Source organism: Tenacibaculum sp. M1.3A (assembly GCF_057732375.1).
In genome coordinates, this window is the sequence record NZ_JBYJEF010000002.1 from 416,359 (window position 1) to 434,982 (window position 18,624).

20 protein-coding genes and 1 tRNA gene are annotated in these 18,624 nt (G+C 30.7%); 9 read left to right on the forward strand and 12 right to left on the reverse strand.

Going from position 1 to position 18,624, the window contains the following annotated elements:
• Nucleotides 1-43: 43 nt before the first annotated feature.
• The 5 genes from AC28QF_RS04575 to trxA all read right to left on the reverse strand — a co-directional run bounded on the left by AC28QF_RS04575 (nt 44) and on the right by trxA (nt 3,729).
• Entirely contained in the window at nt 44-1,186 is a 1,143-nt protein-coding gene (locus AC28QF_RS04575; RefSeq protein ID WP_488200549.1) for a pyridoxal phosphate-dependent aminotransferase, read from the reverse strand.
• A complete protein-coding gene (locus tag AC28QF_RS04580; protein ID WP_488200548.1) occupies nt 1,183-2,010 on the reverse strand; it encodes a prephenate dehydratase in 828 nt (275 codons plus the stop codon). The genes AC28QF_RS04575 and AC28QF_RS04580 overlap by 4 nt, the downstream gene beginning before the upstream one ends.
• Before the next feature lie 275 nt (nt 2,011-2,285).
• Nucleotides 2,286-2,359, reverse strand: a tRNA-Asp gene (locus AC28QF_RS04585).
• A 58-nt stretch (nt 2,360-2,417) separates the two neighbouring features.
• Entirely contained in the window at nt 2,418-3,341 is a 924-nt protein-coding gene (locus AC28QF_RS04590; RefSeq protein WP_488200547.1) for a DUF58 domain-containing protein, read from the reverse strand.
• A 70-nt stretch (nt 3,342-3,411) separates the two neighbouring features.
• On the reverse strand, nt 3,412-3,729 hold the full coding sequence (gene trxA / locus AC28QF_RS04595) for a thioredoxin (RefSeq protein ID WP_218771404.1): 318 nt from the start codon (nt 3,727-3,729) through the stop codon (nt 3,412-3,414).
• A 313-nt stretch (nt 3,730-4,042) separates the two neighbouring features.
• Between trxA and metK the strand changes: the two genes are divergently transcribed.
• Entirely contained in the window at nt 4,043-5,299 is a 1,257-nt protein-coding gene (gene metK, locus AC28QF_RS04600) for a methionine adenosyltransferase (protein WP_488200546.1), read from the forward strand.
• A 62-nt stretch (nt 5,300-5,361) separates the two neighbouring features.
• On the opposite strand, the gene sppA is transcribed toward metK, so the two are convergent.
• Both sppA and AC28QF_RS04610 read right to left on the reverse strand, forming a co-directional pair.
• Nucleotides 5,362-7,107 (reverse strand): signal peptide peptidase SppA, encoded by a 1,746-nt coding sequence (sppA, locus tag AC28QF_RS04605; RefSeq protein ID WP_488200545.1) that lies wholly within the window; start codon nt 7,105-7,107, stop codon nt 5,362-5,364.
• A gap of 52 nt (nt 7,108-7,159) precedes the next feature.
• A complete protein-coding gene (locus tag AC28QF_RS04610; RefSeq protein WP_488200544.1) occupies nt 7,160-7,567 on the reverse strand; it encodes a DUF6146 family protein in 408 nt (135 codons plus the stop codon).
• Between the two features lie 99 nt (nt 7,568-7,666).
• Here AC28QF_RS04610 and AC28QF_RS04615 point away from each other — a divergent pair, with 99 nt between their 5' ends.
• The 3 genes from AC28QF_RS04615 to AC28QF_RS04625 all read left to right on the forward strand — a co-directional run bounded on the left by AC28QF_RS04615 (nt 7,667) and on the right by AC28QF_RS04625 (nt 11,318).
• Nucleotides 7,667-8,227: a DNA-3-methyladenine glycosylase I gene (locus AC28QF_RS04615; protein ID WP_488200543.1), complete on the forward strand. Its 561-nt coding sequence runs from the start codon at nt 7,667-7,669 to the stop codon at nt 8,225-8,227.
• A gap of 45 nt (nt 8,228-8,272) precedes the next feature.
• Nucleotides 8,273-10,315, forward strand: a complete 2,043-nt coding sequence (locus AC28QF_RS04620) for a dipeptidyl-peptidase 3 family protein (protein ID WP_488200542.1) — start codon at nt 8,273-8,275, stop codon at nt 10,313-10,315.
• A gap of 82 nt (nt 10,316-10,397) precedes the next feature.
• Complete coding sequence (locus AC28QF_RS04625; protein WP_488200541.1) at nt 10,398-11,318, forward strand: ion channel; 921 nt, start codon at nt 10,398-10,400, stop codon at nt 11,316-11,318.
• On the opposite strand, the gene AC28QF_RS04630 is transcribed toward AC28QF_RS04625, so the two are convergent.
• Complete coding sequence (locus AC28QF_RS04630; RefSeq protein WP_488200540.1) at nt 11,315-11,530, reverse strand: hypothetical protein; 216 nt, start codon at nt 11,528-11,530, stop codon at nt 11,315-11,317. The genes AC28QF_RS04625 and AC28QF_RS04630 overlap by 4 nt on opposite strands.
• A gap of 103 nt (nt 11,531-11,633) precedes the next feature.
• On the opposite strand from AC28QF_RS04630, the gene AC28QF_RS04635 reads away from it, so the two are divergent.
• Nucleotides 11,634-12,017 carry a pyrophosphohydrolase domain-containing protein gene (locus AC28QF_RS04635; RefSeq protein ID WP_488200539.1) on the forward strand — a complete coding sequence of 128 codons (384 nt, stop codon included), beginning with the start codon at nt 11,634-11,636 and terminating at the stop codon, nt 12,015-12,017.
• A 57-nt stretch (nt 12,018-12,074) separates the two neighbouring features.
• Here AC28QF_RS04635 and AC28QF_RS04640 read toward each other — a convergent pair whose 3' ends face one another.
• The gene (locus AC28QF_RS04640) at nt 12,075-13,094 is read right to left on the reverse strand and encodes a TlpA family protein disulfide reductase (protein WP_488200538.1); all 1,020 of its coding nucleotides are present in this window, start codon (nt 13,092-13,094) and stop codon (nt 12,075-12,077) included.
• A gap of 57 nt (nt 13,095-13,151) precedes the next feature.
• Nucleotides 13,152-14,201: a branched-chain amino acid aminotransferase gene (locus AC28QF_RS04645; RefSeq protein ID WP_488200537.1), complete on the reverse strand. Its 1,050-nt coding sequence runs from the start codon at nt 14,199-14,201 to the stop codon at nt 13,152-13,154.
• 119 nt (nt 14,202-14,320) lie between these two features.
• Here AC28QF_RS04645 and AC28QF_RS04650 point away from each other — a divergent pair, with 119 nt between their 5' ends.
• The 4 genes from AC28QF_RS04650 (at nt 14,321) to AC28QF_RS04665 (ending at nt 16,409) form a co-directional block, all read left to right on the forward strand.
• Entirely contained in the window at nt 14,321-14,818 is a 498-nt protein-coding gene (locus tag AC28QF_RS04650) for a DUF4920 domain-containing protein (RefSeq protein WP_488200536.1), read from the forward strand.
• A gap of 10 nt (nt 14,819-14,828) precedes the next feature.
• Nucleotides 14,829-15,488 (forward strand): tRNA (5-methylaminomethyl-2-thiouridine)(34)-methyltransferase MnmC2, encoded by a 660-nt coding sequence (gene mnmC2 / locus AC28QF_RS04655; RefSeq protein WP_488200909.1) that lies wholly within the window; start codon nt 14,829-14,831, stop codon nt 15,486-15,488.
• Between the two features lie 69 nt (nt 15,489-15,557).
• Nucleotides 15,558-15,689 (forward strand): hypothetical protein, encoded by a 132-nt coding sequence (locus tag AC28QF_RS04660; protein ID WP_488200535.1) that lies wholly within the window; start codon nt 15,558-15,560, stop codon nt 15,687-15,689.
• A complete protein-coding gene (locus tag AC28QF_RS04665; protein ID WP_488200534.1) occupies nt 15,690-16,409 on the forward strand; it encodes a tRNA1(Val) (adenine(37)-N6)-methyltransferase in 720 nt (239 codons plus the stop codon).
• 9 nt (nt 16,410-16,418) lie between these two features.
• Here the strand turns inward: AC28QF_RS04665 and AC28QF_RS04670 are convergent, their stop codons facing one another.
• Complete coding sequence (locus AC28QF_RS04670; protein WP_488200533.1) at nt 16,419-17,270, reverse strand: alpha/beta fold hydrolase; 852 nt, start codon at nt 17,268-17,270, stop codon at nt 16,419-16,421.
• A gap of 210 nt (nt 17,271-17,480) precedes the next feature.
• Complete coding sequence (locus AC28QF_RS04675) at nt 17,481-18,602, reverse strand: DUF748 domain-containing protein (RefSeq protein WP_488200532.1); 1,122 nt, start codon at nt 18,600-18,602, stop codon at nt 17,481-17,483.
• Nucleotides 18,603-18,624 lie beyond the last annotated feature (22 nt).

Below are 18,624 nucleotides of genomic sequence, written 5' to 3' on the forward strand. Positions count from 1 at the left end.
CTCGAAAGGACAATTGAATTGTCAGGTAGCGTATCATTGATAGCTAAATTCTATTGATAGCTTCTTTAATTATTTCTTTTGATACACATAATGAAAATCGTATGAAGCCTTCTCCTTGAGAACCAAAAATGGTTCCGGGAGCGATAAAAATATCTTTTTGATATAAAATTTCATCAGCAATTTCTTCGGATGTTTTTCCTTCGGGAATTTTTGCCCAAACAAATAATCCTGTTGAGTTTTTGTTATAAGTACAGTTTAATTTATCTGCTAGTTGAAATACTAAACCTCTACGTTCTTCATAAATTTTATTTTGTTCTGAAAACCAATCATCAGATAATTGTAAGGCTTCAATTGCTCCTTTTTGAATTCCGTAAAACATACCAGAATCCATATTGCTTTTTACTTTTAGTATCTGATTGATAAAATTAGCGTTTCCTAAAACCATACCAACTCGCCAACCAGCCATGTTAAAGGTTTTGCTTAAAGAATTTAATTCTAAAGCAGTTTCTTTAGCACCATCAATTTGTAAAATACTAAGAGGTTTATCATTTAAAATAAAACTATACGGATTGTCGTTTACAATTAAAATTTGATGTTTTTTTCCGAATGCAATTAGTTTTTTAAAAGTTGCTATAGTTGCGTTTACACCTGTTGGCATATGCGGGTAGTTTACCCACATAATTTTTACATCAGCTAAATCTAACCTTTCTAATTCCTCAAAATTTGGCTGCCAATCATTCTGATCACTTAAATTATAAAAAATAGGTTCGGCACCTATTAATTTTGTGACAGAAGTATAGGTTGGGTATCCCGGATTCGGAATTAAAACTTTATCGCCTTCATTTAAAAAAGCCATAGAAATATGCATTACACCCTCTTTACTTCCCATTAAAGGAAGTATTTCGTTTTCGGGACTTAAAGTAACTTTAAACTGCAGTTGGTAGAATTTACTAATTGCATTTCTTAACTCAGGTAAGCCTTGGTAACTTTGGTATTTATGAGCAGCGGCATCGTTAAAGCTTTGTTGAATTGCAGTTATAACTTTAGTCGGTGGTTGCAAATCCGGACTTCCAATTCCGATATTAATTATAGGTTTTCCGGCAGCGGCTAACGCTCTTACTTCTCTTAATTTTTTAGAGAAATAGTATTCCTGAACGGTTTCTAATCTTTTTGCTGGTTGAATCATTTCCTTCCGTTTTTGTAGGTTCCTAATACTTTTGTTTCTAATGCCATAATTTTTATAATAGCGATTGCTTTTTGGTAATCTTTGTAATCATTAAAAGTAACATCAACAAAGAATGAATATTTCCATGGTGATTCTATTACCGGTAGCGATTGTATTTTTGTTAAATTCATTTTGCAGTCGCTCAACACATTTAAAATGGCAGCTAAACTTCCTCTTTTATGATCTAACTGAAATTTTAAAGAGGCTTTGTTTATTTGATCTATTCCGTTATTAGGAGCTGTTGTTTGTATAATTACAAATCGTGTAGCGTTGTCTTTTATAGTCTGAATTTCATCTTCGATAATATGTAAATCAAAAATATCGGCTGCAATTTTTGGAGCAATTGCGGCAATTCCTTTTAATTTATTTATTGAAATTCTTTTAGCAACTTCAGCAGTATCTACATCTTCTACTAATTTTATATGTGGATGTTTTTTAAAGAATTCTTTGCATTGTAATAGTGCCATTGGATGCGAACAAACTTCTTTAATATCTGTAATTTTTTGATTTGGAAGCGCCATTAAATGATGGTGAATATTTAAATATTCTTCTCCTACGATGTGTAAATTATTTTTATCAATTAAAGCGTAGTTTGGAATTATAGAGCCAGCAATTGTGTTTTCTAGCGCCATAATACCAATAGTAGCTGTTTTGTCTAATAAACTATGTACCAAAATATCAAAAGACATACATTCTTTTAATTGAATTGTTGTACCGTAAAAATTGCGAGCAACTTTATGATGATTAGATCCTTCTGCTCCTTGAATAGCGATTGTTTGTTTCATTTTTGGTCAAAAAAAAAGCCTCGATACATCGAGGCTTTATAGTTTATATTGTTGGTTAAAAATATGGTATAAAGTCTCAGCTCTTATTTAAAAAATAAAAGTAAAAATAGAAACCTTGCCAAGTATTTTGTAACGTCATTTTTGTATTTCTTGTACGAAACAAATCTAAAGATTAAAATGAGAAAAACAAATATTTAAGTTAAAAAGTATTTTTGCTAAGAAAAATAAATTTTTTAAAACTAAAAAAGCTCCTCAAATAAATGAGAAGCTTTTTGCGGTCTGGACGGGACTCGAACCCGCGACCCCCTGCGTGACAGGCAGGTATTCTAACCAGCTGAACTACCAGACCGTTGCTAATTGCTCTAAGCGGTTGCAAATATAAGACCTTTTATTAAATAAAAAAGAAATTAATTATATTTTTTTTGTCTACTGATAAGATAAGCGGTTAGTACTTTATTGTACCCTTCATTTATATCAACAGGTATGTAATCTATTTTGTATTGTAAGCATTTGTTTTTTAGATTATTGAAAAATTTAGAGCTTAGGTTTGTGTAATCTTCTTGAATATTTTCGGCATGTAAATTTATTTCATCTCCAGTTTCTACATCAATAAATTTTTTAGGTTTATTGTCGAAATCGAACGAGAATTCTGTTTTTTTATCATAAGTATGAAACAATATCACTTCGTGTTTGTTAAATTTTAAGTGTTTTAGGGCATCGAAAAGTTCATTATCATCTTTTGATGTTTGAAACATATCCGTAAAAAGAAATATTAAAGAACGTCTATGAATGTTTTCTGCAATTTCATGCAAATACTTATAGGTTTCTGTTGATGCTTTAGAATTAGAGGTAAGTAAACTTTCTAATTGGTTTAATAACATCTTACGGTGACGCTCGCTTCCTTTTTCTGGAGCATAGTATTCGTAAGTGTCAGAATAAATACTTAAACCTACCGCATCTCGTTGTTTTTTTAAAATTTCCATTAACGATGCAGCAGCAACCGCAGAAAAACCAATTTTATTTAAATTGTGTATAGATTGGGTTTTAAGAATAGGGTAGTGCATCGAAGCAGAATTGTCTATAATTAAATGACAACGTAAATTGGTTTCCTCTTCGTACTTCTTAATATATAGTTTTTCGGTCTTTGCAAATAACTTCCAATCTATATGGCGGGTGCTTTCTCCTTTATTATATAGTTTGTGTTCTGAAAACTCTACAGAGAATCCGTGAAACGGACTTTTATGCATTCCTGTAATAAAACCTTCAACAACTTGTTTGGCAAGTAGCTCTAAGTTTTTTATTTCTGATGAAGTATTGTTTAAATCAATCATATACCTCTAAAATAAAAAAAGGTTTAGCGTTAGCCAAACCTTTTTTAATAATATATTATGAATGTACTATTTATATAGCAGCATCAATTTTATCAGTATATGCTTTTTTAGGAGCTGCACCAACTTGCTTGTCTACAACTTCTCCGTTTTTAAAGATTAATACAGTAGGTATGTTTCTTACACCGTATTTAGCTGCAAATTCTTGATTGTTGTCAACATCAACCTTACCAACAACTGCTTTACCGTCGTATTCAGTATGAATTTCATCTACAATAGGCCCAACCATTCTACAAGGTCCACACCAAGCTGCCCAAAAATCAACTAATACTGGTTTGTCTGATTTTAATACTACTTCTTCGAAGTTTGCATCTGTAATTTCTAATGCCATTTTGTTATGTTTTAATTAAGTTAATGTCTTGTTTTCTACATTACAAAAGTAATCAAAAAAATGACCAAAACAATTTTACGAAAATTACTTTTTATTATCGTAGCATCAATAGTTTCTATTTCCTTAGCCGTTTGTTTTTCTGTGTGTTAAATAATGCATAACTTTGCAATATAATTTTGAGGAAAAATTTGACTGATTGCAACCTCTTTGAGCGTGAGTTCATAAATAAAAAGCTAAAGCAGTAATTATCTACTCCTTTAAGCGACCAAGCAATCCAAGTTTTTCTTTTATTTAATTTTTAAAAAGAATTTTTATGTCATATTTATTTACTTCAGAAAGTGTTTCTGAGGGACATCCGGATAAAATAGCGGATCAGATTTCTGATGCTTTAATCGATAATTTTTTAGCTTTTGATCCTACATCGAAAGTTGCTTGTGAAACATTAGTTACTACAGGTCAGGTAGTGTTGGCAGGAGAAGTGAAGTCTAAAACATATTTAGATGTTCAGCAAATTGCAAGAGATGTAATTAATAAAATAGGGTATACCAAAAGCGAATATATGTTTGATGGCAGTTCTTGTGGAGTTTTTTCTGCAATTCATGAGCAATCACCAGATATTAACCAAGGTGTTGTAAGAGCAAATCCAGAAGATCAAGGAGCAGGAGATCAAGGAATGATGTTTGGTTACGCAACCGATGAAACTGAAAACTATATGCCGTTGGCATTAGAACTATCTCATCGTTTGTTAATTGAGTTAGCTGAGTTGCGTAGAGAGAATAGCAATATTACTTATTTACGACCAGATGCTAAATCTCAGGTAACTATTGAGTATTCTGATGATAACGTACCGCAAAGAATTGATGCGATTGTTATTTCTACACAACATGATGATTTTGATGAGAATGATGATGTAATGTTAGCTAAAATCAAAACAGATATTGTTTCGATTTTAATACCTAGAGTTGTAGCTAAATTGCCTGCTAATATTCAGAAATTATTTACAGATAGTATTACGTACCACATTAACCCAACAGGAGTTTTTGTAATTGGTGGTCCTCATGGAGATACTGGTTTAACAGGACGTAAAATTATTGTAGATACTTATGGTGGAAAAGGAGCACACGGAGGTGGAGCATTTTCAGGAAAAGATCCTTCTAAAGTAGATCGTTCTGGAGCTTATGCAACACGTCATATTGCAAAGAATTTAGTTGCCGCAGGATTATGTAAAGAAGTTTTAGTGCAAGTTTCTTATGCTATTGGTGTTGCAAAGCCAACAAGTATTAATGTAGAAACATATGGTACTGCAACGATTGATAAAACAGACGGAGAGATTAGTAAAATAGTAGAAACTATTTTTGATATGCGTCCATACTTCATCGAGCAACGTTTAAAGCTAAGATCACCTATTTATTCTGAAACTGCCGCATATGGGCATATGGGGAGAACACCAGAAAAGAAAACGGTAACATTTTCTAACCCTATGGGAGAAATTGTTGAGCGAGAAATTGAAACATTTACTTGGGAAAAGCTAGATTATGTAGCGAAAGTAAAAGAGAGTTTCGGTTTATAAAAACAATTAGAAATTACTTATAATAAAAAAGCCTTGACATTGTCAAGGCTTTTTTATTATGTTTATTTTATTTGAAGAATATAAGGCATTCTCGCCTGAATTCCTTTTAGTTTTTTCATCTGATTGATATTGTTGTATAGTTGGTAGTTTTCATCACCTAATGTTTCTTTTAAAATTTCTTCTTTAGAAGCTTTTGCAAAAGGAGAAAAATTAAAAGCTTCCTTTAAATCTTTTTTATAATTAGGGTAATTACGAACTTTATATGTTTCAACTTTAGCTAATTCAGCTGCAATTTTAATCGCATCATTTAGGTTTCCTAGCTTATCAACTAAACCATTTTCAAGCGCTTCTTTACCTGTCCAAACTCTTCCTTGGGCAATTTCATTTACTTGTTCGAAAGTCATGTTACGTCCAACGGCAACGCGATTTACAAAAGTCGTATAAATGTATTCGACACCTTCTTTAGTAACATCGTAGAATTTTTTATCCATAGGTTCAAAAACACTATAGTTAGGATTACTGTTTGTAGATACTTGCTCGGCATTAATACCAATATTATCTGCAAATTTGTTAAAATTCGGAATCGCACCAAATACACCTATAGACCCAGTAATTGTAGTAGGTTCTGCTAGTATTTTATCAGCATTACAAGCAATATAATAACCACCAGAAGCGGCTACGTTACCCATAGAAACTACTAAAGGTTTTTCTTTTTTGGTTAACTCCAACTCGCGCCAAATTAATTCAGAGGCTAAAGCGCTACCTCCAGGTGAATTAACACGTAAAACAATTGCTTTTACATTTTTATCTTTTCTTGCCTTGCGCAAAGCTTTGTTTATAATTCCTTGACCAATAATATTTTCATTTCCTTCAGTATACATTATTTCTCCTTGTGCATAAATTACAGCAATTTTGTTTTTTGCTGTAGAAGAAATTCTTCCTTTTCCAGACTTAATATAATCAGCTAAAGAGATTGTGTTTATTTTTTTATCAGCATTTAAGGCTAGTTTTGCTTCGTATTCATCTTCATAAATAATTGCATCAATTAATTTATGATCTTTAGCCATTATTGCATTTCTACCATTGGCATTATCGGCAATTAAATTTAATTGTTCGGTAGTTATATTTCTGCTTTTACTAATATCGTCTGTAATTTCTGACCAGATAGATTTTAAAAGAGAAGTAGTTTGCTCTCGGTTAGCATCACTCATTTTATTCGTTAAATATGGCTCAACCGCACTTTTGTATTTTCCGTGACGAATCACTTCCATTTTAATTCCGTATTTATCTTCAAAATCTTTATAATATAAAACTTCGGTAGATAAACCTTTAAAATCAATAGCACCAACAGGGTTTAAAAATAAACTATCGGCAACCGAACTTAAATAATAGTTTTTTTGTGAATATACATCGTTGTAGGCATATACAAATTTACCACTCTCTTTAAAATCTTCAATTTTATTTCTGATGGCTTGCGTTTGTGCTACACCTGCGTTTACTAGTGCTGTTTTAATACTTATTCCTTTAATATTACTATCTGTTTTAGCATTTTCGATAGCGTTTATTATTTTATTTAAAGCTAGCTTTTCATCTGTTAACTCTAAAATTTCGGCTAACGGATTATCGTCTTTAGGAGCGTAATCTTTTACAGTTGCTGATAAATCTAATTCTAAAATAGAATTCGATTTTACGACAATTTCTTCGTCAGAGCCAACAATAGAGGCGATGGCAATAAAAAAGGCAAAGATTAAAAAAATGGCTATAAAAAAACCAAGAATAGATGCTAGTAAATTTCGTAAAAACTTCATATTATGCTGTTAATTTTTGGCAAATATACATTTTTACAAGATGATTCATTTTTTATCGTAAAGTCATTCGGTATTTACGTTGTGCAAACTCAAAATAATTAAAAAGTTTATAGTTTACATCGTAGCCGTAATTAACGTTTAAGTTGTAATCAATATTGTTTTCGTAAATGTTATTATTAAAATTAATAGGGTTATTAACTCTAGAGTTCCATATAGAAACATAAACACGGTTTTTGTTTTCTAAATAAAACTGAGAATGAAATCCTGGCGGTCTTGCAATGGTGTTTAAGTAAGTTGTAAAGCCAATATCAATAATGGTAATTTCATATTCTAAGCTGTCATTTTTAATAACAACAGGTTCTTCTTTTACAATAGTTTTACTTTTTATAGGCGAACTACCACAAGCATAAAATAAAATTATTAAGATGATTACTGTCGAAAAATATTTTAAAGTTTTCATAATCTGTAAATTATATACCTATAAAGTTGCAAAAATTTTTCCGGTTTTCATTGATTTTTAGTTTGTTTAACAGTAATTTTCAACTTTAAAGACAAGAAAATGAAGAAAAGATGTTTTTGGGTAAGTGATGATCCGTTATATGTATTATATCACGACAAAGAGTGGGGCGTTCCTGTTTATGATGATAAAGCCTTATTTGAGTTTTTAATTTTAGAAACCTTTCAGGCAGGTTTAAGTTGGATTACCATTTTAAAGAAAAGAGAAAACTTTAGAGAAGCATTTGATGATTTTGATTATAAAAAAATTGCAGCTTATAATGAACATAAATATAATGAGCTGCTATTGAATAGCGGAATTATAAGGAATAAGTTAAAAATTAAATCGGCAATTTCTAACGCACAGCTTTTTATAGATGTTCAAAAAGAATTTGGTTCTTTTTCGAAATATATTTGGGGGTTTGTTGATGGTAAGCCAATTAAAAATAGTTTCGATAAGCGAGAAGACGTTCCCGCAACAACAGCATTGTCAGATAAAATATCAAAAGATTTAAAAAAACGCGGATTCAAGTTTGTGGGCTCTACGGTTATGTATGCTTATATGCAGGCTACAGGTATGGTGAACGATCATACAACCGATTGTTTTAGATATAACGAAATTTAAAATTTGTACATTTATCAACTGAAAAATCAATTTAAAACTATAAAAATGAAATTAAAACAAATGCTTTATACTGCAGCTGCAGTTAGCTTATTGGTTTCTTGTGGAGTGGAAAATAAAAAAGAAGCTAAAGAAACAAAAGAAGAAGTGAAAACTGAAGTGAAGTTTAACCATGAGGTTGAGCAATTTGCGGATATAAAAGTTTTAAGATATCAAATTCCGGGGTTTGAGGAATTAACCTTAAAAGAAAAAAAGTTAGTGTACTATTTAACGCAAGCAGGTTTATCGGGTCGGGATATTATGTGGGATCAAAACTACCGTCATAATTTAGAGATTAGAACTGCTTTAGAGAACGTAAACACTAATTATAAAGGAGATAAAAACTCGGAAGACTTTAAAGAATTTACCACTTATTTAAAGCGTGTTTGGTTTTCAAACGGAATTCATCACCATTATTCTAACGATAAAATTAAGCCTATTTTTTCTAAAGATTATTTAGTTGGTTTATTAAAAGAAGTGAATGTTACTTTATCTACAGAAGCTTTAGATGTTATTTTTAATGAAAAGGATGCTAAAAAGGTAAATAAAAAAGCAGGAGTTGATAATGTGTTAGCGTCAGCAATTAATTTTTACGGGCCAGATATTACAAGTAAAGATGTTGAAACTTTTTATAAAACAGCATATAAAGGATCAAAAGGACAACCGATAGAAGCTGGATTAAACTCTAAACTAGTTCGTGAAAACGGGAAATTAGTAGAAAAAGTATGGAAATCGGGCGGAATGTACGGTGTTGCGATCGATAAAATTGTGTATTGGTTAGAGAAGGCTCAGGGTGTTGCAGAAAATGAAAAGCAAGGAGAAACTTTAGGGTTGTTAATAGAGTATTACAAAACAGGAAGTTTAGATGTTTGGGATAAATATTGTATTTCTTGGGCTACGTCAACAGAAGGAAATATTGATTGGATAAACGGTTTTATAGAAGTGTATAATGATCCTAAAGGATATAGAGGTTCTTACGAAACGGTTGTGCAGATTAAAGATTTCGATATGTCTAAAAAGATGAAAGTTTTATCTGACAACGCACAATGGTTTGAAGATAATTCTCCGTTAGATGAAAATCATAAAAAGAAAAACGTAGTAGGAGTTTCTTATAAAACAGTAAATGTTGCTGGTGAAGCTGGTGATGCATCGCCAAGTACACCAATTGGAGTGAATTTACCAAACAATAATTGGATTCGTCAAGAGCACGGTTCTAAATCAGTTTCATTAGGAAACATTATTGGTGCTTATAACAATGCTGGTGGTTCTGGTAGATTAAAAGAGTTTGCATATAGTGAAGAAGAAGTGAAATTAGAACTTGAATACGGAAAATTAGCCGATAAGTTACACACTGCTTTACATGAAGTAATAGGTCATGCTTCGGGTCAGATAAATGAAGGAGTAGGACAGCCAAAAGAAACATTAAAAAACTATGCATCTACGATGGAAGAGGGTAGAGCAGATTTAGTTGGTTTATATTATTTAATGGACCCTAAATTACAAGAATTAGGCTTGGTAAGTGATTGGGAAAAAGTTGGTAAGGCAGCTTATGATGGCTATATCAGAAACGGATTAATGGCACAATTAATTCGTATTAAATTAGGAGATGATATTGAAGAAGATCACATGGTAAATCGCCAATGGGTTTCTGCTTGGTCTTTTGAGCAAGGACAAAAAGAAAACGTAATAGAGAAAGTTACCAAAGACGGTAAAACTTATTTTGTTGTAAATGACTACACGAAACTTCGTGAAATTTTTGGGCGTTTATTAAAAGAAACGCAAAGAATTAAATCTGAAGGAGATTTTGAAGCAGCTAAAGCATTAGTAGAAGGTTACGGTGTTAAAGTAAATCAGGCAATTCATAAAGAGGTTTTAGCTCGTAATGAAAAATTTACATCTGCTCCTTATAGCGGATTTGTAAATCCTGTTTTAGTAACAGAAGTGGATGAAGAAGGTAATATTACAGATGTAAAAGTTACACAGCCTACAACATTTGAAGAGCAAATGAATTTTTACGCTAAAAACTATAATTTTTTATCAGAAAAAAACTAAGTAAATAGTTTAATTCATTCATAAAAAACCGATTCTTTAATAAAGAATCGGTTTTTGTATTTTTACAAAGTAAAATAATGTAATGGCAAGAAAAATTAAAGACCCAGGATTGGGTTATAATTCTCAAGAAAACAGTAGAGGTCTTATTAATAAAGACGGAAGTTCTAATGTAATTCATGTAAACAAAAACGTTAATATAGACGATTTATACACTTATTTTGTTGAAATGTCTTGGGGTAAATTTTTCTTTTTAGTTTTTTCAGGATACACTTTTTTAAATATTTTTTTCGGATTGGTATATACTTTAATAGGTATTGAAGAAATTACACAACCCAATGAATTTTTTTTATATGATTTTTTAAATGGATTCTTTTTTAGTGCACAAACATTAACAACTGTTGGTTATGGTGGTATTGCTCCGCAAGGAATAGCATCTAATGTAGTTGCTTCTTTCGAGGCAATGCTAGGTTTGTTATCCTTTTCTTTTATTACGGGGCTATTATATGGTCGGTTTTCTAAACCAAAGGCAGCCATCCGTTTTAGTGATAATTTAGTTTTAAGAGATTTTAAAGAACACAAAGCATTGATGTTTCGATTAATGAATAACCGAAAAACGGTAATGATTGAGCCAGAAATTAAAGTTACATTGGTTTTGAATGAAGAAAATAAAGAAGGAGATTATAAACGAGAATTTTATGAATTAAAATTAGAAAGAGATAGTATAATGTATTTACCAACAATTTGGACGGTTGTACATGAAATAGGTAAAGAAAGTCCGCTATTCAAATACACAAAAGAGCAAATAAAAGAAATGGATGGGCAAGTATATATTTTACTTAAATATTACGAAGAATCTTTTGGGCAAAAAGTATATCAAGCAACCTCATATAATTTTTCTAATTTAGAAATAGATATGAAATATGCCTCTTCTTCTTATTTTGATGAGGAAGGTTATACAATTTTAAATCACGATAAATTAAGTGAAGTGCAAAAAATGGATTAACCTTTAATCAAAAATTTAGCAAGAAATAAAAGAACGATTAAACTCAATATTCCTATAGCAACATAAATAGCAGCATTTTTGTAATATTTATTATTGTTTCTTGCATCTTTTTTGTAGCTATAAATCATTAAAATGATAAAAGCGATAACAAATATACTAGCAAAAACAATTCTGCCAGGAGTAAACATTTTTGCAGCGATAAGATTAAACATAAAATTATATTTTTAGCAAAGTTAAAGAATGATTTTATAACGGAGAAAATTAAACTAATTATTCGAACGTAATTAAAATATAAAAGAACTAAAGTTATTTAAAATGAAGAACAAAATAAAAGCAGTGCATGAATTTCATTCAGCGTTTAAATTAAATATTCAAAATAAACCAACGGTTGCTATTACAGATGATAGAAAACAGTTGCGATTTGAGTTAATGAAAGAAGAGAACGAAGAGTATTTAGAGGCTGCTAAAAACAATGATTTAGTTGAGGTTGCTGATGCTTTGGGAGATATGCTATATATTTTATGCGGAACGATTATAGAACACGGAATGCAAGATAAAATAGAAGAAGTTTTTAATGAAATTCAACGAAGTAATATGAGTAAGTTGGGTGAAGATGGTAATCCTATTTATCGTAAAGATGGTAAAGTTTTAAAAGGGCCAAATTACTTTAAACCAAATATAAAAGAGATTCTAGAATAACAAAAAAGTTCCTCATTTTTAAATGAGGAACTTTTTTTTGCAATATTGTATAGTCTGTTACTTACCTAAAATACGTTCTAATTCTGACGTTAAGGTTTTTACATTGTTAACCATTTTAATAATAATTCCGTTAGCATCTACAATAAGATGCGTAGGGTATTGTTTTACTTTTAATTTCTTAGCCATGTACTTTTTTTGATTTGGTACAGTAACATATTTAAAAGGTTTTGTTTTTAGAAACTCAATTAATTTTTCTTTTTCATCAAAAGCTAAACTAATAAACTCAATATTGTCATCTTTATATTTATCTACCAAATTGTTTAGTTGAGGAAACTCTTCAACACAAACTTTACAGGTAATAAACCAACATTTTAAAACAACTATTTTCCCTTTAGTATCTGCTTTGTTATGAGATTTACCTTTTAAATCAACAAAATCATAACTAGGAATTTTTTTACCTTCCATCTTAAAATATTGATGCGCAATTGTAGCTTTACTTACAATTGATTTTTTTATTTTTTCCTGATCATCTCCTTCAATATTTGTTAATTGATATTGAATTTTACCTTCCTTTTCAGATTTAACAGCAATATAGCCACCTGTTCTTAATAGTGTTAAGAACATTCCTTTTTCCATAATCGCCCCCATATTATCAAGAGGATTAAAGGTTGACATTAAGTCGATGTTTCTCTTGTTGTAGCTATTCCAGTTATCAAAACTGTTCTGAATATCATCTATGTTTATAGTTTCTAAAGGAGTGCTTTCATCTCCTGTAGTACTTTCTGATTCTGTAACTTTATCTTCTGTTTCGATCTCGGTAGTTACTTCATCTTTATTTTCAGTATTAATAGCAGCCTCGTCTTCACTCTCAGTATCTATAGTTGATTCATCTTCATTATCACTTTCATCTTCATCTACAACAGCTTCTTCTTTAGGTTCTTCTATTGTTTCGGTAACTGTCTCTGGTTTATCTACTTTTTCAGTTGTATTGAAATAAGTATTTAAAACAAAAAAAGACAAAACAAAACCTACAATAATAGATAATAAAGCTGGTATAATATTTTTAATTCCTCTCATATAATTTTTTAAAAATCTGATTCTGAATTACTAAGATAGTTTTTTTTTTGATTAACCTTAAATCTTAACTCTCCAATTATGCTTGTCTTCGGCTTTATTATATTGTATGTTTACAAGCTTTTCTTTAAAAAGAGTAGCATAAGAATCATCAATATTAGGTAATTCAAAAACATCTTCTTGGTGTTTAAATCCTTTTATAGGGTTTATAACAGCTGCAGTTCCTGAACCAAAAATTTCTTTTAATTCACCTAAGCGAGCAGCTTCTTTAATTTCAGCTACAGATACTCTACGAACTTCTACTTTAATATTATTGTCTTCAGCTAGTTGTATGATAGATTTACGAGTAATTCCGTCTAAAATACGATCATTAGTAGGTGTTGTAATTAACGTATTACCAACTCTAAAAAAGATATTCATGGTACCAGCTTCCTCTAAATACTCGTGTGTATCAGCATCTGTCCAAATTATTTGTTGAAAACCTTCTTTGTTTGCTAATTGTGTAGGGTAAAACTGTGCAGCATAATTACCTGCAGCTTTTGCAAAACCAACACCACCATTTGCAGAACGGCTATATTCTTCAGCAAATAAAACTCTAACTTCACCAGCATAGTATGATTGTGCAGGCGAACATATAATTATAAATTTATATTCGTCGGCAGGTGAAGCTGCGATAGCACCTTCGGTAGCAATTATAAACGGACGTATATAAAGAGAGTTACCTAATCCTTTTTTTATCCATTCTTTATCTAACTTTAAAAGAGCGTTTAATCCTTCTAAAAACACCTCTTTAGGTACAGATGGCATTGCTAAACGATTTGCAGAAGCATTTATTCTATCAAAATTATCTTCAGGTCTAAACAAAAAAACATCATCATTATCATCCTTAAAAGCTTTCATACCTTCAAAAACAGCTTGACCATAATGAAATACTCTAGCCGATGGTTCAAACAACATTGGGCCATAAGGCTTTATTGTAGCGTTTTTCCATTCTCCATCAGAAAAGTCACAAACAAACATGTGGTCTGAAAATGTGCGACCAAAAGTTAAGTTGTTAAAATCTACTGAAGCTATTTTTGATTGTGCTATTTGCTGAATATCTATGTTCATAAAATCCTGTTTTTGCAGTGCTGCAAAGATACAAAAACAAGAACATAAAGATTTGTTAAAAGTAACCACTTCACTAATTATAATTATATTTGCTATAAATTAATTTTAATCTTTTGATAATGAAAAGAATACTAACTTATTGCCTGTTTTTAAGTTTCCTGTTAATAGCTTGTAAAGCAGAAAAGAAACAAGAAGTAAAAGAAAATGAAACCGTTAAAACCGAATATACATCGTTTGGTGAAAAAATAGAAAGTGCAAATGCGCTCTCTGAAGCACAAATGTCTGCAAAGTTTGATGCCTTAAAAATGGGAGACACAATAAACGTAAAGTTTGCATCTAAAATAAGGGAAGTTTGTACAAAAAAAGGATGTTGGATGGTTTTGCCTGCGGCGGATAAAGAAACAATGGTTAAATTTAAAGATTATGGTTTTTTTATGCCTTTAGATAGCCAAGGAAGTGAAGTTATTGTTGAAGGAAAAGCATTTGTAAAAGAAACACCTGTTGAAGAATTACGCCATTATGCAGAAGATGCAGGTAAGACAAAAGAAGAAATAGCAAAAATTACGGTTCCTAAAAAAGAATATGCTTTTTTAGCGCACGGAGTGTTAATAAAATAAATTTTTTATTATTAAAAGAGAAATTATAATTACGTCTGATGGTTCTACAACGATCCATTTGCCAGACTGGAACGAGCATTACCATTCTAAACATGGTGCAATACAAGAAGCATATCATGTTTTTATAAAAAGCGGACTAGCGCTGCAAAATAAATCAGAAATTTCTATTTTAGAAATAGGTTTTGGTACAGGTTTAAACTGTTTTATCACTTTTTTAGAAAGTGATAAAATAGTTAACTATGTAGGTGTAGAAGCATATCCGGTAGTAAGTGAGGAAGTTGCAAAGTTAAATTATGTTGCTGAGTTAAAGGCAACAAGTAAACAAGCGGTTTTCGATAAGATGCATTCGCTATCTTGGGAAGATAAACATGAAATTACGAAAGACTTTTATTTAACAAAGCGTCAACAGTTTTTTAAAGATATAGAAGATAAAAAAGCATTTGATTTAGTGTATTTTGATGCATTCGGAGCAGAGCATCAACCAGATTTATGGACAGAGGATATTTTTAAACGTATGTTTGAAGCGTTGAAAGAAAACGGAATTTTAGTTACTTATTCAGCCAAAGGAAGTGTGCGTAGAGCAATGCAAGCAGTAGGCTTTACTGTAGAGCGTTTGCCTGGCCCTCCTGGTAAAAGAGAAATGTTGCGAGCAACAAAACCTGCAAATTAAAATTATTTTGCTCATTTTAAGAGCAGAGTAGATTCGTGAGATTTTTGTTCATCATAAAATATAATAAAAATGAAATTTAAAAGACGTTTTGGTAAGAATAGAGAAACAAAACCAAAAAAAGGATTGTATCTAATGCTAGTTTTAGTTGTTATATTGTACTTGTTTTTTAATGCAGATAAAATAATCGGAAGATTTTTCTAAATGAAACCATTTCAATTTAAGGAGTTTACAGTAAATCAAGATAAAACAGCCATGAAAATTGGTACAGATGCCGTTTTATTAGGAGCTTGGTGTTCTTTAGGAGAATACCCGGATGCTATTTTAGATATCGGATCTGGTACAGGTGTTATTGCGTTAATGTTAGCACAACGAAGTGTTGCAATGACTATTGATGCTGTTGAAATCGATGAAAATGCTTATGAACAAACAGTAGAAAATTTTGAGCAATCAGATTGGGGAGATCGTTTGTTTTGTTATAATGCCTCTTTTAATCATTTTGTAGAAGAAATGGAAGAAGAGGAAGAACTGTACGATGTTATTGTTTCTAATCCGCCATTTTATACGGATGATTTTCAAACTGAAAATGAAGCTCGTAACAAAGCTCGTTTTACTTCGTCATTAACTTTTGAAGAATTGCTAACTGGGGTTTCTAAAATTTTATCTAAGCAAGGAGTTTTCTCTGTTGTGATTCCTTTTAAAGAAGAAGAAAATTTTGTGAAACTTGCGAATACTTGCAACTTGTTTTTAAGTAAAGTTTGCCATGTAAAAGGTAACGAAAAGACCGAAGTAAAAAGAAGTTTATTGTCCTTCTCTTTTGAGCAAAAAGAGATAGTAAAAGAAGATTTAGTTATAGAAAAAGAAAGGCACCAGTATACTGATGCCTATATTACCCTTACTAAAGATTTTTATTTAAAAATGTAACTTTTATAGTTAGTTTTTATCGCTATAATCAAAATCATTTGTTAGAAATTTCTCAGCTATTTCATTAAAGTTTTTTGCACTGTTACGAGGTATTCCATGGTTTGCACCCGGAACAATACATAATTGAGATTTTTTAATATTATTAAAAATCTCAACAGCGTGTTGATTTTTAATAATATCTCTATCACCAATTGTAATTAAGACAGGTGCCGTTATTTTTTGTAAATCAGCATGACTTATGTCGGGTTGATTTAAAAGTAATTCATCTAACTGTAATTCTTTTTTCCAGTTTTTAGAGGTGTCACCTTTTTTTATCATTTTTAAGGTTTCAGTATGCATGTCTTTAACTTGCTGAATAGCCCAATCGTTAACCGCAGTATTGTCGAATCTTAAATTCGGACCCATAGTAACAATTTTATTAATTTTTACTTTGTTTCTAATACCCATTTTTAAACCAATAATTCCACCATCACTCCAACCAAGAATGTTTATAGAAGTTAAGTTTAAATGTTTGGCAAGACCTTCTAAATCTTTTGCCATTTTAAGATATGTTAAAGACTTCGTTTTTAATTCAGATTTTCCTTGCCCTCTACTATCGGCAGCAATTACTCTGTATTTGTCTTTAAAATAATCAATTTGATATTCCATCGCCTTAATGTCAGTACCACAACTATGTATTATTAATAACGGTTCTCCTTTTCCGTATTGTTCATAATAAATTTTAGCGCCATTTATTTTAACATATTTACCAACTTCTTTGTTGTTACCATAAGGGGTTTTGAAATTGTCTTGTGCGGTGGTTGTTTTAGATTGGAAAATTAAAAGAAAGAAAGCGAATAAAAGAAAAGTTGATTTTTTCATTGTTGATTTTTGAATTTTAACGGAAAGGTGTTAAAGTTATGATATTGTTTTAATTAGTAGAATTCAGGGGATGCAAAATTAACTTTAATATATTTAAAAATCAAACTATATATTCTTTAAGTTATTTGAAGTTAACTGAAAAAGATATCAATATATTGATATCTTTTTTTTAAAACTTTAATTTTTTGAGTGTAGTATAATTTATGAATATTATTTTTTACTTTTAAGTTTTTCTTTTGACTCTTTACTTTCTTTAAAAGCATCTTTAAACTCTATAGAACCATCAGTTTCTCCTTTAAAAGCGTTAATCCAGGCATTTTTAAAAATTCCACCAATAATGGGAAATATCCTGGCTTTAACATTATTTAAGTCACCTTCAATCGGAATTTCTGTAGCAATTGTATCTGTGCTGTGGTTTTTTAATATGGTTTTAAAAAAGACAACAAAACCTTCCCATAGTGTTTCTAAAAAACCATCTTCCTTGCCAATAAATTTGCTGTTTGTTAGAAGCGGCTTCATATAACCTTTTAAATATCCGTCTGCGATTGCTATTTCACTGTATAGTTCTGCTTTACCACTTTCAAAGTCTATGCCAGCATAAAAATTTGTAAAATCATTTAATGCTTTAGCATCTGCATTTTTAAGAGAAAAAGCGATATCCATATCTGGTATCTCTTTTATGATATTCATTTTACCTTCAAGTTTTAAGTCACCGCCACCAAATGAAACTCCCGTAATATTTATTGTTGATGGTAACGTTCTTCCTTTTTCGGCAACATTGCGTAAGTTTTTAGCAGTAAGTTTAACCTTACTAATTGATAAATCAATGTTTGGGTCTGCAGATAATTGCACAAAGGCAAACTTTCCGTTGTGCATCTCAAAACGGTTTATTTTTAAAGGAACTAAATCTGTTAAAACTTTAGTCCAATCATCTACATCTGCTATTCCTTCTTCAGGTATTGTTTCTTGATCTTCGAAAACATAGATAATTTCTGCATTATCCATTATTATTTCCGCTACAATTTTTCCTTCAAATAAAGATTTCCACTCTACAGAAATATCAGTTTTTGGGAATTTTAAAAAAGGAACTTGTGTTTTGGCGTTTACTTTATTTAAATACAATCCATCAATAATATAAGCGCCACGATATAAAGAAATATCGATTTCTTTAGCCTGACCGTAAAAACCAGGTATTTCTGCTAAATTTTTATTGACATAGTTTTTAACTAACGTTGGTAAATAGAGTCTAAAACTTATCAATAATATAATTAAGGTTGCAGGAATTATGTAACGCTTTCTTTTATGAATTGGTTTTTTTACTTTTTTTTTCATTTTCGAATAGTATTAATAGCTT

What these genes read in the sequence shown, in the direction of transcription:
- AC28QF_RS04575 (WP_488200549.1), bottom strand. Translation starts at nt 1,186, where the DNA reads ATGATTCAACCAGCAAAAAGATTAGAAACCGTTCAGGAATACTATTTC.
- AC28QF_RS04580 (WP_488200548.1), bottom strand. Translation starts at nt 2,010, where the DNA reads ATGAAACAAACAATCGCTATTCAAGGAGCAGAAGGATCTAATCATCAT.
- AC28QF_RS04590 (WP_488200547.1), bottom strand. Translation starts at nt 3,341, where the DNA reads ATGATTGATTTAAACAATACTTCATCAGAAATAAAAAACTTAGAGCTA.
- trxA (WP_218771404.1), bottom strand. Translation starts at nt 3,729, where the DNA reads ATGGCATTAGAAATTACAGATGCAAACTTCGAAGAAGTAGTATTAAAA.
- metK (WP_488200546.1), top strand. Translation starts at nt 4,043, where the DNA reads ATGTCATATTTATTTACTTCAGAAAGTGTTTCTGAGGGACATCCGGAT.
- sppA (WP_488200545.1), bottom strand. Translation starts at nt 7,107, where the DNA reads ATGAAGTTTTTACGAAATTTACTAGCATCTATTCTTGGTTTTTTTATA.
- AC28QF_RS04610 (WP_488200544.1), bottom strand. Translation starts at nt 7,567, where the DNA reads ATGAAAACTTTAAAATATTTTTCGACAGTAATCATCTTAATAATTTTA.
- AC28QF_RS04615 (WP_488200543.1), top strand. Translation starts at nt 7,667, where the DNA reads ATGAAGAAAAGATGTTTTTGGGTAAGTGATGATCCGTTATATGTATTA.
- AC28QF_RS04620 (WP_488200542.1), top strand. Translation starts at nt 8,273, where the DNA reads ATGAAATTAAAACAAATGCTTTATACTGCAGCTGCAGTTAGCTTATTG.
- AC28QF_RS04625 (WP_488200541.1), top strand. Translation starts at nt 10,398, where the DNA reads ATGGCAAGAAAAATTAAAGACCCAGGATTGGGTTATAATTCTCAAGAA.
- AC28QF_RS04630 (WP_488200540.1), bottom strand. Translation starts at nt 11,530, where the DNA reads ATGTTTAATCTTATCGCTGCAAAAATGTTTACTCCTGGCAGAATTGTT.
- AC28QF_RS04635 (WP_488200539.1), top strand. Translation starts at nt 11,634, where the DNA reads ATGAAGAACAAAATAAAAGCAGTGCATGAATTTCATTCAGCGTTTAAA.
- AC28QF_RS04640 (WP_488200538.1), bottom strand. Translation starts at nt 13,094, where the DNA reads ATGAGAGGAATTAAAAATATTATACCAGCTTTATTATCTATTATTGTA.
- AC28QF_RS04645 (WP_488200537.1), bottom strand. Translation starts at nt 14,201, where the DNA reads ATGAACATAGATATTCAGCAAATAGCACAATCAAAAATAGCTTCAGTA.
- AC28QF_RS04650 (WP_488200536.1), top strand. Translation starts at nt 14,321, where the DNA reads ATGAAAAGAATACTAACTTATTGCCTGTTTTTAAGTTTCCTGTTAATA.
- AC28QF_RS04660 (WP_488200535.1), top strand. Translation starts at nt 15,558, where the DNA reads ATGAAATTTAAAAGACGTTTTGGTAAGAATAGAGAAACAAAACCAAAA.
- AC28QF_RS04665 (WP_488200534.1), top strand. Translation starts at nt 15,690, where the DNA reads ATGAAACCATTTCAATTTAAGGAGTTTACAGTAAATCAAGATAAAACA.
- AC28QF_RS04670 (WP_488200533.1), bottom strand. Translation starts at nt 17,270, where the DNA reads ATGAAAAAATCAACTTTTCTTTTATTCGCTTTCTTTCTTTTAATTTTC.
- AC28QF_RS04675 (WP_488200532.1), bottom strand. Translation starts at nt 18,602, where the DNA reads ATGAAAAAAAAAGTAAAAAAACCAATTCATAAAAGAAAGCGTTACATA.